Origin of the sequence: Micromonospora sp. DT31, assembly GCF_049841795.1 — a bacterium.
GTDB lineage: Bacteria > Actinomycetota > Actinomycetes > Mycobacteriales > Micromonosporaceae > Micromonospora.
This window is the reverse complement of sequence record NZ_JBNCKZ010000001.1, coordinates 256,816-272,997: the sequence shown is the minus strand read 5'-3', so window position 1 is coordinate 272,997 and position 16,182 is coordinate 256,816. Positions and strand designations below refer to the sequence as shown.

At 72.5% G+C, this 16,182-nt stretch carries 11 protein-coding genes; 6 read left to right on the top strand and 5 right to left on the bottom strand.

The features are described from left to right. Positions 1-108: 108 nt before the first annotated feature. Together ACLQ2X_RS01085 and ACLQ2X_RS01080 are read left to right on the top strand one after the other, a co-directional pair. A complete protein-coding gene (locus tag ACLQ2X_RS01085) occupies positions 109-1,113 on the top strand; it encodes a LacI family DNA-binding transcriptional regulator (protein WP_425678988.1) in 1,005 nt (334 codons plus the stop codon). A 175-nt stretch (positions 1,114-1,288) separates the two neighbouring features. Then, positions 1,289-2,482 (top strand): endo-1,4-beta-xylanase, encoded by a 1,194-nt coding sequence (locus tag ACLQ2X_RS01080; RefSeq protein WP_425678987.1) that lies wholly within the window; start codon positions 1,289-1,291, stop codon positions 2,480-2,482. A gap of 111 nt (positions 2,483-2,593) precedes the next feature. On the opposite strand, the gene ACLQ2X_RS01075 is transcribed toward ACLQ2X_RS01080, so the two are convergent. Beyond that, a complete protein-coding gene (locus ACLQ2X_RS01075) occupies positions 2,594-3,154 on the bottom strand; it encodes a hypothetical protein (protein WP_425678986.1) in 561 nt (186 codons plus the stop codon). Between the two features lie 117 nt (positions 3,155-3,271). On the opposite strand from ACLQ2X_RS01075, the gene ACLQ2X_RS01070 reads away from it, so the two are divergent. Both ACLQ2X_RS01070 and ACLQ2X_RS01065 read left to right on the top strand, forming a co-directional pair. Further along, a complete protein-coding gene (locus ACLQ2X_RS01070) occupies positions 3,272-4,846 on the top strand; it encodes an FMN-binding glutamate synthase family protein (protein WP_425678985.1) in 1,575 nt (524 codons plus the stop codon). A gap of 188 nt (positions 4,847-5,034) precedes the next feature. Further along, on the top strand, positions 5,035-5,289 hold the full coding sequence (locus ACLQ2X_RS01065) for a hypothetical protein (protein ID WP_425678984.1): 255 nt from the start codon (positions 5,035-5,037) through the stop codon (positions 5,287-5,289). Positions 5,290-5,309: 20 nt separating this feature from the next. On the opposite strand, the gene ACLQ2X_RS01060 is transcribed toward ACLQ2X_RS01065, so the two are convergent. Continuing rightward, positions 5,310-5,960: a class I SAM-dependent methyltransferase gene (locus ACLQ2X_RS01060; RefSeq protein WP_425678983.1), complete on the bottom strand. Its 651-nt coding sequence runs from the start codon at positions 5,958-5,960 to the stop codon at positions 5,310-5,312. A 789-nt stretch (positions 5,961-6,749) separates the two neighbouring features. On the opposite strand from ACLQ2X_RS01060, the gene ACLQ2X_RS01055 reads away from it, so the two are divergent. Together ACLQ2X_RS01055 and ACLQ2X_RS01050 are read left to right on the top strand one after the other, a co-directional pair. After that, the gene (locus ACLQ2X_RS01055; protein WP_425678982.1) at positions 6,750-6,980 is read left to right on the top strand and encodes a DUF2188 domain-containing protein; all 231 of its coding nucleotides are present in this window, start codon (positions 6,750-6,752) and stop codon (positions 6,978-6,980) included. Between the two features lie 235 nt (positions 6,981-7,215). Beyond that, positions 7,216-12,681: a carboxyl transferase domain-containing protein gene (locus tag ACLQ2X_RS01050; RefSeq protein ID WP_425678981.1), complete on the top strand. Its 5,466-nt coding sequence runs from the start codon at positions 7,216-7,218 to the stop codon at positions 12,679-12,681. 45 nt (positions 12,682-12,726) lie between these two features. Here the strand turns inward: ACLQ2X_RS01050 and ACLQ2X_RS01045 are convergent, their stop codons facing one another. The 3 genes from ACLQ2X_RS01045 to ACLQ2X_RS01035 form a co-directional block, all read right to left on the bottom strand. Next, positions 12,727-13,131, bottom strand: coding sequence for a Fur family transcriptional regulator (locus ACLQ2X_RS01045; RefSeq protein WP_425678980.1), 405 nt, complete (start codon positions 13,129-13,131; stop codon positions 12,727-12,729). 217 nt (positions 13,132-13,348) lie between these two features. Beyond that, entirely contained in the window at positions 13,349-14,437 is a 1,089-nt protein-coding gene (locus ACLQ2X_RS01040) for a hypothetical protein (RefSeq protein ID WP_425678979.1), read from the bottom strand. 321 nt (positions 14,438-14,758) lie between these two features. Further along, positions 14,759-15,997, bottom strand: a complete 1,239-nt coding sequence (locus ACLQ2X_RS01035; RefSeq protein WP_425678978.1) for a glycoside hydrolase domain-containing protein — start codon at positions 15,995-15,997, stop codon at positions 14,759-14,761. Between the last annotated feature and the right edge of the window lie 185 nt (positions 15,998-16,182).

Sequence of the window (16,182 nt, the reverse complement as noted above, 5' to 3'; positions counted from 1 at the left end):
TTACCTGCCGGCGAGTTTTACAGGGCCGTAACGTGAAGTCAATCGGTATCGATAACGTTTTCGACATCGTCATCGAACCCGTCCGGGCGGACCTCTATCATCGTCGGCGTGGTGTTCCCGCAGCGCGTCAAGATGTCGGACGTGGCACGTACCGCTGGCGTCTCGGTGGCGACCGTATCAAAGGTTGTCAATGGAAGGTACGGCGTCGCTCAGGCCACCGTGGAGCGGGTGCAACAGGTCATCCACGACCTGGGGTACGAGGCCAGCCTGGGGGCGCAGAGCCTGCGCAGCCACCGGACCAACGTGCTGGGCATCCTGGTCGCCGAGTTCGAGCCGTTCTCCACCGAGCTGCTCAAGGGCGCGTCCCGGGAGGTCGCCGGCAGCGGCTACCAACTGCTCGCGTACTCCAGCGGGGACGGCGAGGGCGCGGCCATAGGGTGGGAGCGGCGGTCGCTGGCCCGGCTGTCCGGCACCCTCATCGACGGCGCGGTGATCGTCACCCCGACCGTGGTCGAGACCAAACACGGGTTCCACGTGGTGGCCGTCGACCCGCACACCGGCCCCTCCGGCCTGCCCACCGTCGACTCGGACAACTTCGCCGGAGCGGTGCTGGCCACCAACTACCTGCTCTCGCTCGGCCACCGCCGCATCGGGCACATCAGCGGCCGCACCGACCTGGAGTCGGCCCGCCTGCGCGAGGCCGGGTTCCGCAGGGCGATGGCCGACGCCGGGGTGGCCGTGGACGAACAGCTCGTCCGGGTGGGCGGCTTCCGCACCGAGAGTGCCGCCAGCACCGCCGCCGCGCTGCTCGCCCTGCCGGACCGACCGACCGCCATCTTCGCCGGCAACGACCTCTCCGCCATCTCCACGCTTGACGTCGCCCGCGGCATCGGGCTGACCGTGCCGGACGACCTGTCGGTGATCGGCTTCGACAACGTGCCGGAGTCGGCGCTCGTCGACCCGCCGTTGACCACCATCCGGCAGCCGCTGCAGCGGATGGGCGCCGAAGCCCTGCGCCTGCTGATCGACCTGATCGCCGGCGTGGCCCGCGAAACCCACATCCAGCTCCCCACCGAACTCGTCATCCGGGCCTCCTGCCGTCCCCTGCGCTGAGCCCGGCACTCTCCGCCACCTTCCGTCCGCCGGTGATTGACGGGCGGCTATCCGCGTCCGTAATGTTCCGGGCTGATTCCGGAAACCTCCCCGGAATTTTCGGCACACCGCACGTCCTCCCGGGCGCCGGCCGGTCCGTTCCACGCCGCGGCGCCTCCTCTCGGAAGGAACGACCATGAAGCTGAGACGCTGGATCGCCGCCGGCGCCGTCGCGGTCGCGACCGCCGCCGCCCTCAACGTCGTGCCCGCAACCGCCGGCCGACCGTACGACCCCGCCACCCAGTCCCTGCGTGAGCTGGCCAAACGCCACGGCCTGTACGTCGGCACCGCGGTGGACATGGACGCCCTCAACGACGCCGCCGACCCCCGCTACCGGCAGCTGGCCGCGTCCGAGTTCAACACGGTCACCGCCGAGAACGTGATGAAGTGGGAGAGCCTGGAGCCCACCCGTGGCAACTACAACTGGGCGCCGGCCGACGAGCTGATGGCGTTCGCCCGCAAGAACAACCAGCGGGTCCGGGGCCACGTGCTGGTCTGGCACAACCAGTTGCCGACCTGGCTGACCAGCGGCGTCGCCGACGGCTCGATCAGCAAGGCCGAGCTGCGCCGCATCCTGCGCGACCACATCACGGCCGTGGTCACCCACTTCAAGGGCAAGATCTGGCAGTGGGACGTGGTGAACGAGGCGGTCAGCGACCCCTGGGACACCCCGTCCACGCTGCACTACAAGGGCTTCTGGGCGCAGAACCTGGGGCCGGGCTACCTGGCCGACGCGTTCCGCTGGGCCCGGGCCGCCGACCCGAAGGCCCTGCTGTTCTACAACGACTACAACATCGAGGCGTTCGGCTCCGGCAACCCGGCCGACGACAAGACCCAGTTCGTCTACAACATGGCCCGTGACCTGCGTGCCCAGGGCGTCCCGATCGACGGCGTCGGCAGCCAGGGCCACCTGGGCACGCAGTACGGCAACTACGACACGCTCCAGGTGACCGCCGCCCTGCGCAAGTTCGCCGGGCTCGGGCTGGCCACCGCGTTCACCGAGGTGGACGTGCGCAGCCAGATCACCGACGGGGTGGAGGCGGGCGACTCCGCGGAGATCAACCCGCGGTTGCAGGCGTCCGCGGCGAACTTCAGCACGCTGCTGCGGGCCTGCCTGGCCGAGCGGCACTGCCTGTCGTTCACCCTCTGGGGCTTCACCGACAAGCACTCCTGGGTGCCCGGCGCGTTCTCCGACCCGCCGGAGGGCCTGGCCACCGTGTACGACGAGAACTACCAGCCCAAGCGTTCCTACCAGGAGTTGAAGGCCGACCTGATCTTCTCCGGGCCGCCCTACGTCCTACCGCGCGTCCCGCAGCACCCCCGCCGCTAGGCACCCCGCCTGACCGGCGGCGACGACGGGTCGTGGAACGGCTCCGGCCGCTCCACGACCCGCGGTCGTCGGTCCGGCCGGTCGGGTCGCTCCGGTCGGACCGGCGCAGGGTCACGCCGCCCGGCGCCTGCCCAGTTCCGACTCCAGCCGGCCGATCAGCGTCTTGCGGGCCCGGCCGCGGCGCTCCCGGCGCAACGCCTCGTCGAGCTGGCGGGTGTCGAGGCCCCGGACGAGCGTGACCGCCTGCCGCACCGGCAACCCGCTCAGCTCCTCGGCGGCCGTCGCTTCCCGACGCGCCCGCTTCGCCGGGCCGGTGTTCGGCACGTACTGGCGGCCGGAGCGCGACCCGCGCCGCTTGCGGGCGTCGGTGGCCTGCCGCTCCTTGTCCGACAACTCCTCCCAGGCCTGTTTGGGCAGGTAACGACGGGTTTCCCCGGCGCGCCGCGCGCGCGTGTCGCCACTGCGGGTCTGCCACTGCTCACCACCCCAGCGTTGCAGGGCACGCTGCCGTGCGTCCTTCGGCCCCTCGAAACCCCCGCCGCGCCTGGTGTACTCGTTCGTCAACAGCTGGGACTTGCGGGCCGACCACTGCCCCGGCCGGCCGCCCCGGTCGGAGGCCCGGATCTCCTCCTTGAGGCGTTCGCGCAGTTGCGGCTCGGTGTACTTCGCCATGGCGCAGCGTTACCCGCACCGGTCACCGCCATGCCGGCCCGGCGGACGGGGCAGGCGGGCAGGTGCCGGTGTTCCGGCGGGAGTTTGGCCGACGACCGGGGCGGAAAGAGTGCCGGGATGAGCTGGGCCAGAAGAGCCGTACCCGCCGCCGTCGCCGCCCTCGTCGCCGTCGCCGCCCGGGACCTGCTGCAACGTGACCACGCGCTGCGCCGCAACTTCCCCGTCCTGGGCCGCGCCCGCTACCTGATCGAGTCGATCGGGCCGGAGTTGCGGCAGTACGTGGTGGCCGCCAACGACGAGGAGCGGCCCTTCACCCGGGACCAGCGACGCTGGGTGTACGCCTCGGCGAAGCAGGAGAACAACTACTTCGGGTTCGGCACCGACAACGACATCGAACACACCTCCGGATATCCGATCATCAAGCACCGCACGTTCGGCCGCACCGTGCCGCCGTCCACACCGGCCGCCGGGCACGACGTGGTGCTGCCCTGCGCCAAGGTCCTCGGCGCGGCCCGGGGCCGGGCGCACGCGTTCCGCCCGCAGTCGGTGGTCAACATCTCCGGGATGAGCTTCGGCTCGCTGTCCGGCAACGCGGTGACGGCGCTCAACCGGGGCGCCGCGCTGGCCGGCTGCCTGCAGAACACCGGCGAGGGCGGGCTGTCGCCGTACCACCGCCACGGCGGTGAGCTGGTCTTCCAGCTCGGCACCGCGTACTTCGGCTGCCGGGACGACCGCGGCCGGTTCAGCCTGGGCCGGCTCCGGGACCTGGTCCAGGCCGAACCGGTACGGGCGTTGGAGATCAAGCTCAGCCAGGGGGCCAAGCCGAGCCTCGGCGGGCTGCTGCCCGGCGCCAAGGTCTCCGCCGAGATCGCCGCCACCCGGGGCATCCCGGTCGGCATCGACTGCGTCAGCCCGTCCCGGCACGCCGAGTTCACCGACTGCGACAGCCTGCTGGACTGGGTGGAGCTGCTCGCCACCGAGACCGGCCTGCCGGTCGGCATCAAGTCCGCCGTCGGCGACCTCGGGTTCTGGGAGGAACTGACCACGTTGATGCGCGACACGGGCCGCGGGGTGGATTTCGTGACGATCGACGGCGGCGAGGGCGGTACCGGCGCCGCACCGCTCATCTTCAGCGACGCCGTGTCCATGCCGTTCCAGCACGGCTTCTCCCGGGTCTACCGCACCTTCGCCGAACGCGACCTGCACGAGCAGGTGGTGTTCGCCGGCAGCGGCAAACTGGGCCTGCCGGACAACGCGGTGGTGGCGTTCGCGCTCGGCGTCGACATGGTCAACGTGGGTCGGGAGGCGATGCTGGCGATCGGCTGCATCCAGGCGCAGAAGTGCCACACCGACACCTGCCCGACCGGCGTCGCGACCCAGAACCCCTGGCTGGCCCGGGGTCTGGACCCGGCCCGCAAGGCGGTGCGGGCCGCGAACTACATCCGTACACTGCGCCGCGACCTGGTCAAGGTCGCCGAGGCGTGCGGCGTGGAGCATCCCGGCCTGATCGGCACCGACGCGGTGGAGATCCTCGACGGACGCACCACCGCCACCCCTCTGGACCGGGTGTACGGCTACCGGCCGGAGTGGGGGATGCCGTCGAAGGCCGACCAGGCGGAGATCGCCAGCTTGATGACCCCGGAGGCGCCGCAGGGCGGCAGCGCGCCCCCCTCCCCCACCGCCGTCGGGTAGCGCCCGCCGCCTGGGCGCCGGGGTATCGGAGGGCGCCGGGGCATCGAGGGCGAGCGCGTCGGCGCGGGGCGTGGGCGCCGCAGTGGAACCGTCGGCGGTGCGGCGCCGCTTGCGGCGTCGCCTACCACGGCATCGCCACCGGTGCGCCGAGCATCGCGGTCCTGCTGGTCGCGCAGCCGGTCAACGCGTTGTTCATCGCCGCGGCCTCCGGGGTCGGCACTTCCTACGCGCAGGACCTGTTGCCCGGCCAGCCGGGGCGCGCCACCACGCTGTTCGCCAACACGTTCCCGATCGGTGCCATGCTCGCCGGTCCCCTGCTCGGCGTCGCCACTGGTGTCGGCCACCGCTGGGCGTACGGCATCAGTGCCGCGCTGTGCGCCGGCGGCCTGCTGGTGCTGCTGCTCCTGCGTCCGTCCCGCAGGTCGGTGCCGGCGGTGGCCTGACGTCCCCGGCGCGACGTGGATCAGCGGCGGCGCACCAGCACCACGTGGTCGACCAATTCCCCGGTCTGGCCGTCCGGCCCGGTGGCGGTGCGGTACGCCGCGCCGACCCGTTCGGTCACCCAGCCGTCCGGGTCGAGGTCCAGCGCGGCCAGGATCTCCTCCGGGCTGGCGAACCGGTGGCCCTGGGCGTCGGGCCCGGCCCAGGGCGGTGCGGCTCCGTGCTCGACGACGAGCAGCCGGCCACCGGGGGCGACCGCCCCGGCCGCCGGGCGCAACACCTTCTCCCGGGGAAGGTCCAGTGGGGACTGGAGGAACTGCGCCGACACCAGGTCGAAACGGCCGGCCGGGAAGTCGCGGGTGAGGTCCTGGCTGACGGTGGTGATCCGGGCGGCCACGCCGGCCCGCCCGGCCTCGGCGGTGAGCCGCTCCAGCGCGGTGGCGGAGATGTCCACGGCGGTCACCTGCCAGCCGTGCGACGCCAGCCAGACCGCGTCACCGCCCTCCCCGCAGCCAAGGTCGAGCACGGTGCCGGGCGGCAGGTCCTCGGCCACCTCGGCCAGCACCGGGTTCACCCGGCCGCTCCAGATCCGGTCCCGCTGCCCGTACCGCTCGTCCCAGAACCGGGCCGGGTCGGTGTCCGCCGCCGGGTGCTGGTGGTGGTGGTCCGTCATGTCCGCCTCCTCGCCGCCGGGCGATCGCCGTCCGCGCCCCGCCATCGTGCGCCGCCCTCGACCAACCAGCAAGATTCTTTGCCGTTCCGGCAAACCGCCGCGTTCGGACCCGGCGGGTGCGCCGCCTTCGCAGAGGGACACATTGTGGCGGGCGGCAGCCGCGCACCGGGACCGATCCGCTTCCGAACCGCCGATCGTGTCGTCACCTTCGTCTCCCCCACCCGCCCGCCGAGCCACCGCCCCCGCCACCCGCCGCCGGCCAGCGAACACCGCTCCCCGGAAGGCCGCCCCCGGGCCAGCCGGGCGCCAGGTCGCCGGACCGGGCGCCGCCGTCAGCCGTGGCGCCATGGGTCGTGGCGCCGGACAACCGACCCGACGGGCGGGCGGGGCGGGCCGGCTGCGGGGTGGTTCTTGGCCGGCGAGCTGGCGGGTGGCTGACCAGCGGCGAGTTGGCAGGCGGCGAGTTGGCGGGGGAACGTATGGGCTAGGACTGATATACCCCTGAGTCATAAATATGACCGAGAGGTATATCGCTTTCGGGTGATGGCTTCTTGGCCGGTCACGCCGCCACCGAGCCCACCCCACCGAGCCCACCCCACCGGGCCCGCAGCCACCACCAAAGCGCAGCCACCGCGACCCACGCCGGCGCTGTCGGCCGCCGTCCGCGGCACGCCGACGGCCCGGTGTCCCGGCGGGCGGCCGCGAGTCGACGGGCGAGGGCAGGATTAGCGCGGACCGCGCAGGGGCAGACATGAGTCATCGACCACGGACCGCAAGGGAGATGACGGCATGGCCAAGGGCGATATCGACACCTACCAGGAAGACGGGCAGTGGAAGAACCGCCCGGAGGGTAACGAGCGGGCGACCAGCCTGCACGACACCAAGGCCGAGGCGGAGGCGGCGGGCCGGGACACGGCGGCCGAGCGCGGCACCGAGCACGTCATCAAGAAGCAGGACGGCACGATCGGCGAGAAGAACACGTACCCGCGCAGCCGCGACCCCCGGGACATCCCGGGCTGAGTCACCGTCGCGTCAGTCGGCGCCGGACCCCGGACGGGGGCCGGCGCCGTCCGCGTCTGTAGACCTCCCCGCAGTGGCCTGGCTAAAAAGTCTTGTGCGGTTCCTACAACTGTCCCCGCTCAGGCTTCGCCGGTTACGACATGGCGCCGCCCGCGCACAGACGGAAGGGTGGGGCAAGCCGGAGGCATCGCCGCCACCCGGCGCACACCGTGGGTCTACCGAAGGGGACGGTCACGTGTTCACCCGTGTCGCCATCGTCAACCGTGGTGAGGCCGCCATGCGGCTCATCCACGCGGTCCGGGAACTGGCCGCGGAGACCGGCAGCCGGATCGAGACCGTCGCGCTGCACACCGACGTCGACCGTAGCGCCACCTTCGTCCGCGAGGCGGACGTCGCCTACGACCTGGGACCCGCGTCCGCGCGCCCGTACCTCGACCTGAAGGTACTCGAACGCGCGCTGGTGGAGACCGGCGCGGACGCCGCGTGGGTGGGTTGGGGTTTCGTGGCCGAGGACCCGGCGTTCGCCGAACTGTGCGAGAAGGTCGGTGTCACGTTCGTCGGCCCCAGCCCGGACGCCATGCGCAAGCTCGGCGACAAGATCGGCGCGAAGCTGATCGCCGAGGAGGTCGGCGTGCCGGTCGCGCCGTGGAGCCGCGGCCCGGTCGAGAGCCTGGACGCCGCGTTGGACGCGGCGGGCCGCATCGGCTATCCGCTGATGCTCAAGGCGACCGCGGGCGGCGGCGGGCGCGGCATCCGCGTGGTCCGCAGCGACGCCGAACTGGCCGACGCGTACGAACGCACCAGCCAGGAGGCGGCGCGGGCGTTCGGCAGCGGCGTGGTGTTCCTGGAGCGCCTGGTCACCGGCGCGCGCCACGTCGAGGTGCAGGTCATCGCCGACGGGCAGGGCACGGCGTGGGCGCTCGGGGTGCGGGACTGTTCCGTGCAGCGGCGCAACCAGAAGGTGATCGAGGAGTCGGCGTCACCGGTGCTCGGCCCGGAGCAGACCGCCGAGTTGAAGACCTCGGCGGAGCGCCTCGCGGTGGCGGTCGGCTACCGGGGCGCGGCGACGGTCGAGTTCCTCTACCACCCGGGCGACCGGATCTTCGCGTTCCTGGAGGTCAACACCCGGCTTCAGGTCGAGCATCCGATCACCGAGGCGACCACCGGGTTCGACCTGGTCAAGGCGCAGTTGCACGTGGCCGGTGGGGGCCGGCTCACCGGTGAGCCGCCGGCCGAGCGGGGGCACGCGATCGAGGCGCGGCTCAACGCCGAGGACCCGGACCGCGACTTCGCCCCGTCCCCCGGACGGATCACCCGGTTGGACCTGCCCGCCGGACCGGGCATCCGGGTGGACACCGGGGTCAGCGAGGGTGACACCATCCCGGCCGACTTCGACTCCATGATCGCCAAGATCATCGCGTACGGCCGGGATCGGGACGAGGCGCTGGGCCGGTTGCGCCGGGCGATGGCGAACACCACAGTGGTCATCGCCGGCGGCGCCACGAACAAGGGCTTCGTGCTCGACCTGCTCGACCAGCCCGAGGTGATCGACGCCAGCGCGGACACCGGCTGGATCGACCGGGTACGCGGCGAGGGTCGGCTGGTCGCACACCGGCACTCCACGGTCGCGCTTGCCGCTGCCGCGATCGAGGCGTACGAGGAGGACGAGACCGCCGAACGGCAGCGGCTGCTGTCCACCGCCGCCGGCGGGCGACCGCAGGTGCAGCACCGCAGCGGTCGGCCGCTGGACCTGAAGTTGCGGGGCGTGACCTACCGGATGCGGGTGGCCCGGGTCGGCGCGCACCGGTTCCGGGTCGGCGTCGAGGTCGGCGCCGACGCGCGTACCGCCGACGTCGAACTGGCCCGCCACGACCGGCACACCGGCCAGATCGCGGTCAACGGCGTCCGTTTCCGCCTGCTCACCGACACCCACGGACCGGTGCACCTGGTCGAGGTGGACGGCGTCACCCACCGGATCAGCCGCGACGAGGGTGGCGTGCTGCGCTCACCCATGCCGGCGCTCGTGGTCGCCACGCCGCTTCCGGTCGGCGCCGAGGTGGAGGCCGGAGCGCCGGTGCTGGTGCTGGAGGCGATGAAGATGGAGACGGTGCTGCGGGCACCGTTCGCCGCCCGCCTGAAGGAGTGCGCCGTCGCGGTGGGCACCCAGGTGGAGGCCGGCGCGCCGCTGCTGCGCCTGGAGCCCATCGCCGAGGAGGGCGACGAGGCCACCCACAGCCCCGCCGGCCCGGCCGTCGAACTGGACCTGCCGACCGCCCCGGCGGACGTGCCGGCGCGGTCCCGGGCCGAGCGCGGCCAGGAGGACCTGTGTGCCCTGCTGCTGGGCTACGACGTCGACCCGCACGACGACCGTCGGGTGCTCGACGACTACCTGGACGCGCGCCGCGCCGCCACCAACGCCGGACACCGGCCGCTGATCGAGGAACTGGCGCTGGTGAACGTGTTCGCCGACCTGGCCGAGTTGAGCCGCAACCGGCCCGGCGGGGACGACGGTCCGGTCGGCCACGTGCACAGCGCCCGCGAGTACTTCCACACCTACCTGCAGAGCCTCGACGTCGACCGGGCCGGGTCGCCGGAGCCGTTCCGGGCCCGGCTGGCCAAGGCACTGGCCCACTACGGCGTCACCGAGCTGGACCGCTCCCCCGCCCTTGAGGCCGCCGTGTTCCGGATCTTCCTGGCCCAGCAGCGGGCCACCGCCGACGCCGCGGTCGTCGCCGCGCTGATGCGCGCGTGGCTGCGCGAGCCGCCGCCGGACGAGGCGCTGCGCGAGCCCGCCGGCCTCGCCCTGGAACGGCTGGTGGCGGCCACCCAGGTCCGCTTCCCGGTGGTCGCCGACCTGGCCCGGGGCGTGGTGTTCGCCTGGTTCGCCCAGCCGCTGCTGCGTCGCAACCGGGCCCGGGTGTACGCCCGGGTACGCAAGCACCTGGCGCACCTGGACGCGCACCCGGACGCGTCGGACCGCACCGAGCGGGTCGCCGAGATGGTCCGCAGCACCGAGCCGCTGGTCCGGCTGCTCGGCCAGCGGCTGGTCCGCGACGACATGGACAACGCCGTGATGCTGGAGGTGCTGACCCGCCGCTACTACGGCAACCGGACGCTCACCGGCGTGCGGACCCGTACCGCCGAGGACTGCACGTTCGTGGTGGCCGGCCGGACCGCCGGGTCCGACGTGGTCTCCGCCGCGGTGCGTCACGACGCGCTCGGCGACGCGCTGCGTGGGCTGGCCGAGGTGGCCGGGGAGTGCGAGACGGTCGACGCGGACATCTACCTGGCCTGGGAGAACCAGCCCGAGGACCTCGACGCCACCGCCGCCGCGCTGCTCGACCTGATCAATGCACACCCGCTGCCGGATCGGGTACGCCGCCTCACGACCACGATCGCCGGGCGCGGCGGCGCGGTGATGCACCACCACGTCACGTTCCGCCCCACCGGCGCGGGGATGGCCGAGGAGCGCCTGATCCGCGGCCTGCACCCGTACATCGCGCAGCGGATGCAGTTGGAGCGGCTACGCCGGTTCGACCTGACCCGGCTGCCGTCGCTGGACGAGGAGGTCTACCTCTTCCAGGCGGTCGCCCAGGAGAACCCGTCCGACCAGCGGCTGGTCGCGTTCGCGCAGGTGCGCGACCTGACCGACCTACGGGAGCAGGACGGCCGCCTGGTCGCGCTGCCGACCACCGAGGACACGGTGGCGGCCTGCATCGACTCGATCCGCCGGGCGCAGTCGCGGCGGCCGTCGAAGTCGCGGTTCCCGACCAACCGGATCGTCATCTACGTGTGGCCGCCCATTGAGCTGACCCGCGAGGAGATGGAGCTGATCGCCCGGCGGGTTCGGCCCACCACGGTCGGCGCGGAGCTGGAGGAGATCCTGTTCATCGCGCGGCGGCGCGACCACCGTACCGGCGAGCTGACCAGGATCGGCGTGCGGATCACGTTCGACGTGACCGGGCACGCCCGCCTCACCGTGGGCGAGCCGCCGAGCGAGCCGATCGAGCCGCTGGACGAGTACCGCCTGAAGGTGCTGCGCGCGGCCAGCCGCAACACCGCCTACCCGTACGAGCTGACCGGACTGCTCGGCGACTTCGTCGAGCACGACCTGGACGACGCGCACGCGCTGGTGCCGGTGGACCGGCCGAAGGGCCGCAACAGCGCGGCGATCGTGGCCGGTGTGGTCACCACGGTCACGTCCCGGCACCCGCAGGGCGTGACGCGGGTGGTGCTGCTCGGCGATCCCACGAAGTCCCTCGGCGCGCTGTCCGAGCCGGAGTGCCGCCGGGTGATCGCCGCGCTGGACCTGGCCCAGCGGCTGGGCGTACCGCTGGAGTGGTACGCGCTGTCCGCCGGCGCCCGGATCTCGATGACCTCGGGCACCGAGAACATGGACTGGGTGGCCGCCGCGCTCAAGCGGATCGTCGAGTTCACCCAGGCCGGCGGCGAGATCAACATCGTGGTGGCGGGCATCAACGTGGGCGCCCAGCCGTACTGGAACGCCGAGGCGACGATGCTCATGCACACCAAGGGCGTCCTGGTCATGACGCCGGACTCGGCGATGGTGCTGACCGGCAAGCAGTCGCTGGACTTCTCCGGCGGCGTCTCCGCCGAGGACAACTTCGGCATCGGCGGTTACGACCGGGTGATGGGCCCGAACGGGCAGGCGCAGTACTGGGCGCCGGACCTGCCGGCCGCGCGGGATGTGCTGATGGCGCACTACGACCACACGTACGTGGTGCCGGGCGAGGACGCGCCGCGCCGGGCCGTCACCACCGACCCGGTGGACCGGGACGTCTCCGGCTACCCGCACGCGGTGGCGGACAGTGACTTCGCCACGGTCGGCGAGATCTTCTCCGCCACCGCGAACCCGGACCGCAAGAAGCCGTTCGACATCCGTACCGTGATGCGCGCGCTCGCCGACCAGGACCACCCGGTGCTGGAGCGGTGGGCGGGGATGGCCGACGCGGAGACGGCGGTGGTGCAGGACGCGCACCTCGGTGGCATCCCGGTGTGCCTGCTGGGCATCGAGTCGCGGTCGGTACCCCGGCGTGGTTTTCCGCCCACCGACGGGCCGGACACCTACACCGCCGGCACGCTGTTCCCGCGCTCGTCGAAGAAGGCCGCGCGGGCGATCAACGCGGCCAGCGGCAACCGGCCGCTCGTGGTGCTGGCCAACCTGTCCGGCTTCGACGGTTCACCGGAGTCGATGCGCAAGCTGCAGCTGGAGTACGGCGCGGAGATCGGCCGGGCGATCGTCAACTTCCGCGGTCCGATCGTGTTCTGTGTGATCTCCCGCTATCACGGTGGGGCGTTCGTGGTGTTCTCCAAGGCGCTCAACCCGGCCATGACGGTGCTGGCGCTCGAGGGGTCGTTCGCCTCGGTGCTGGGCGGCGCGCCCGCCGCCGCCGTGGTGTTCGCCGGCGAGGTCGCCGCCCGCACCGCGGCCGATCCCCGGGTACGCGAGTTGGAGGGGCGGGTCGCCACCGCCACCGGCACCGGCCGCGCGACGCTCACCGCGGAACTGGACGAGCTGCGCGGTTCGGTGCGGGCCGAGAAGCTGGGCGAGGTGGCCGCGGAGTTCGACCGGGTGCACAGCATCCAGCGTGCCGTCGAGGTCGGGTCGGTGGATGCGGTGATCCGCGCCGCCGAGCTGCGCCCACGGATCATCGAGGCCATCGAGGCCCGGCTGGGCTGAGAGCTCCGGTGCCGGCGGGCGGGCCTTCCGGGCTCGCCCGCCGGTTCAGTCGGCGCAGCGGGCGCAGGTGCCGAAGATCTCCAGGGTGTGCCCGACGTCGGTGAAGCCGTGTTCGCTGGCGACCTGGTCGGCCCAGCGCTCCACGGCCGGGCCGGCCACCTCGACCGCCCGGCCGCAGCGCCGGCAGACCAGGTGGTGGTGGTGCCGGCTCTGGCTGCACCGCCGGTAGAGGTGTTCGCCGCCGGGCAGCCGCGCGGAGTCGATCTCGCCGTTGTCCACCAGCAGCTGCAGCGTCCGGTAGACGGTGGTCAGGCCGACCTTGGCCTGACGCTGCACGAGCATCTGGTGCAGTTGCTGCGCGCTGTGGAAGCCGTCCAGTTCGCGCAGCAGCGCCAGCACCTCGGCACGCTGCCGGGTGTTGCGCGTCCCCCCGGTCGTCGCCTGGGCCACCGGCCGCCTTACCCTTCCGGGCGCCCCGGCGCCCTGTCCGCCACGGCCCGCCGCGCGCGCCATGTGACATCCGCAGCCATTATGCCCACGCCCCGGGGGCAGCGGGCGGACCGGCGCTCGCGACCACACGCCACGTCCCGCCCGGCGGAGCCGGACACGGCGGAGCCGGCCGGTCGAGGTCCCGACCGGCCGGCTCCGTGGCGCGCAGGCGACGCCGTTACCTGAGGAAGCGGTCCAACGCCGCCTCGAGGGAACCAGCGTCCGGCGAAGCGTACGACTTCAGCGTCACCTTGTTGTAGGTGATGACGCTCGGGCACTGGGCGGCCGGGGCGGTGACGGTGCCACCGTCACCGACCTTCTCTCCGGTCTTCGCCGCGTGGAACGCCAGCGTGTACCGCGAGGAGATGTAGTCGATGGTGACGGCCTTGCCGTCACTGGCCTTGTACCGGCACTTCTTCGGCGCGCCCTCGCTGCCCGGGACCATCGTCAGGCAACCGATCACGGACGCGGTGGCGAAGTCCGCCGACCTGGTGTAGTACGGCTTGGACGAGCTGATGATCTTCTGCGACCAGCTCGACGGCTGGGCCGGGGAGTTGGAGAAGACGAGCGCCTTCGCGCCAGTCGGCCCGGTGTACGGGGCGGCGTTGAGAATCGAGCCGCCGTCGCAGACCGCGGACATCTCGCTGGAGTAGCGCGCGGTCAACGCGTTGTTGTTGTCGGACGACCCGCCCGGCTCGGGCGACTCCGAAGGGCTCTCGCTGGGGCTCGCGCTCGCCTCCGGGCTCGCGCTGGCCGACGCCGCCGGCGGAGTCGGCTCGTCCTCGTCCTGGTTGAGCGCGAAGTAGGCGGCCCCGCCGCCGCAGCAGAGCAGCGTCAGGGTGACCCCACCGGCGACGAGGCCGATGATCAGCCCCTTCTTCTTCTTGCCACCCTCGGGCGGGTTCGGCGAGTACGGCGTGGACTGCCCCGGGTAACCGGCCTGGCCGGGGTACGACACCGCCGGCTGGGTGCCGTAGGGGGCAGTCGGGTCCGGCTGGCCGTACGGGGCCCCCGACGCGGGCTGGCTGCCGTAGGGCACGCCGGAGGCCGGCTGGCTGCCGTACGGCGCACCCGAGGCCGGCTGGCTGCCGTACGGCGCACCCGACGCCGGCTGGCTACCGAACGGCGCCGTCGGGTCGGACTGACCGCCGTAGGGCGCGCCCGACGCCGGCTGCCCACCGTACGGGGCGTTCGGGTCCGGCTGGTTGCTCCACGATCCCGCGTTCGGGTCCGGATAGCCTCCGTAAGGAGGGTGATTGTCACTCATCTGAGGTTCTTCCACCTGTCGTCCGTGGTTCCGGCGATCGACCACCCCGCAGCGTAATGACGCCCGCAATTCCACGATCGCCGGAGCCTGCTCCGTCCTTCACCACCCGTGCCGGGCCCGCTTCGTTGCGTGTACGCATGGCCCTGGTGCCCGTCCACCCGGCAAGCATCGCCCGGCCGGATACCGTTGTGCCGCAACGGATCGCTTGCTCGACACCTCATTCGTACCCCACCCGCGCAAGCCCCAAAAGTGTGATGCACTCGACACCTTCCGGGCCAGCGGTGAAGGGCCTGACGGTGGTGCGACGGCCCTGCTCACGGTTCAGATGCGGGTGATCCGCACCGCGTCGGCGACGACGTAGCCGGTGCCCGCGCTCCAGCGGCTCACCCCGACCTTGTCCCCGGTGCCGCCGGCCAGCGTGAAGGTGCCCAGGGACACCCAGCGGCCACCACCGGTCCGCTGGTCGACCGTGACCGTGCGGTTACCGCTGGTCGTGGCCACCAGGAACGGGGTGCGGCTGTTGTAGCCGGGGTCGGCCGGGTACCACACCGCGACCTCGTAGCTGCCGGTCGTCGGCAGGGTGGCCCGGTACCAGGCCACGTCGCTGGCCGCCACCGGCGCGGCGAAGCGGTAGTCGGCACCGTAGCGCTGCCCGGAGTACGCCGAGGTGCCCCAGGCGGCGCCCGCGGTGAACCCGCCCGCCGTGGCGTTGTCGACGGTCACGGCCCACGGTGCGGGTGACGTCCCGCCGGCCCGTACGTCGAGGTAGTTGCGGTCGATCTTCATGGTGACGCCGCCCCAGGTCTCGGTGACGTCACCGGAGTACTGGTGCAGGCGCTGGTGGTCGGCGTAGCGGTCGTCGGCGCAGTAGCTGCCGCCGTCGGTGTCCGCGACACCGTTCCACCAGGCGATCCAGATCTGGTCCAGGCGCAGGTACCGCGAGTCGTGGTAGGCGTCGCAGACGTCCTTGATCCCGGACGACCCGCTGGAGTACATCCCGGCGAGGTAACCGCGGGTGTGCAGGCGCTCGACCCAGCCGGAGAGGAAGGAGAGCACCGCCGCCCGGCAGCTGGTGTTCGACGGGTACTGCTCGATGTCGTTGTAGAGGGTGCTGCCGGCGCCGATGCCGAGGGCCTGGGCGGCGCCGACCGCGCTGTCCGCCGCGATCGCTCCCTGGCCGCGGGCGGTGGTCGGGTCGGCAGACATCTTCGGCGCGCGGGTGCCGCAGGGGGCCTGGTAACCCAGCTCGATGGGGATCAGCCGCCAGCCCTTCTGGGTCTGGTTGGTCACCCAGCTGGCGGTGAGGTTGGGTTGCGCGCAGGACCGGCTGCCGCCGCTGATGTAGACGCCGACCGCCCGGTACGGCGAGCTGGCCAGCCAGGCGTCCATCGCGGTCTGGGACGGGGCGGTGCAGGTGTCGAAGCCGCGGCCGGTGAAGGTGCCGGGCTGCGGGCCGACCGCGACCGCGGCGGCGGCGGCGTCACGCGGCTGCGCTGTCGTCGGGGCGGCGAGCCCGAGGGTGACGGTGAGGACCGTCAGGACCGCGGCGATGGTTCTCATCGACACCTCCGGGTGAAGGAATCCTTGCTCGACGGCGAGGCTTGGGGAGGATTTCTACCACGTATCGAACAGCGGCAATAGAGCTGGCAGAAGTTTTCACCTGGGGATGCCCCGATGAAGGGTATCGACAAAGTGGGTGGCGCCGGGATAGCGTCCCCGCACTCACACCCGTCGATCGGCAGGAC

Excerpts from the sequence above, each read along its gene's own strand:
- ACLQ2X_RS01040 (WP_425678979.1), bottom strand. The coding sequence starts at position 14,437 with ATGAGTGACAATCACCCTCCTTACGGAGGCTATCCGGACCCGAACGCG.
- ACLQ2X_RS01060 (WP_425678983.1), bottom strand. The coding sequence starts at position 5,960 with ATGACGGACCACCACCACCAGCACCCGGCGGCGGACACCGACCCGGCC.
- ACLQ2X_RS01035 (WP_425678978.1), bottom strand. The coding sequence starts at position 15,997 with ATGAGAACCATCGCCGCGGTCCTGACGGTCCTCACCGTCACCCTCGGG.
- ACLQ2X_RS01075 (WP_425678986.1), bottom strand. The coding sequence starts at position 3,154 with ATGGCGAAGTACACCGAGCCGCAACTGCGCGAACGCCTCAAGGAGGAG.
- ACLQ2X_RS01070 (WP_425678985.1), top strand. The coding sequence starts at position 3,272 with ATGAGCTGGGCCAGAAGAGCCGTACCCGCCGCCGTCGCCGCCCTCGTC.
- ACLQ2X_RS01055 (WP_425678982.1), top strand. The coding sequence starts at position 6,750 with ATGGCCAAGGGCGATATCGACACCTACCAGGAAGACGGGCAGTGGAAG.
- ACLQ2X_RS01080 (WP_425678987.1), top strand. The coding sequence starts at position 1,289 with ATGAAGCTGAGACGCTGGATCGCCGCCGGCGCCGTCGCGGTCGCGACC.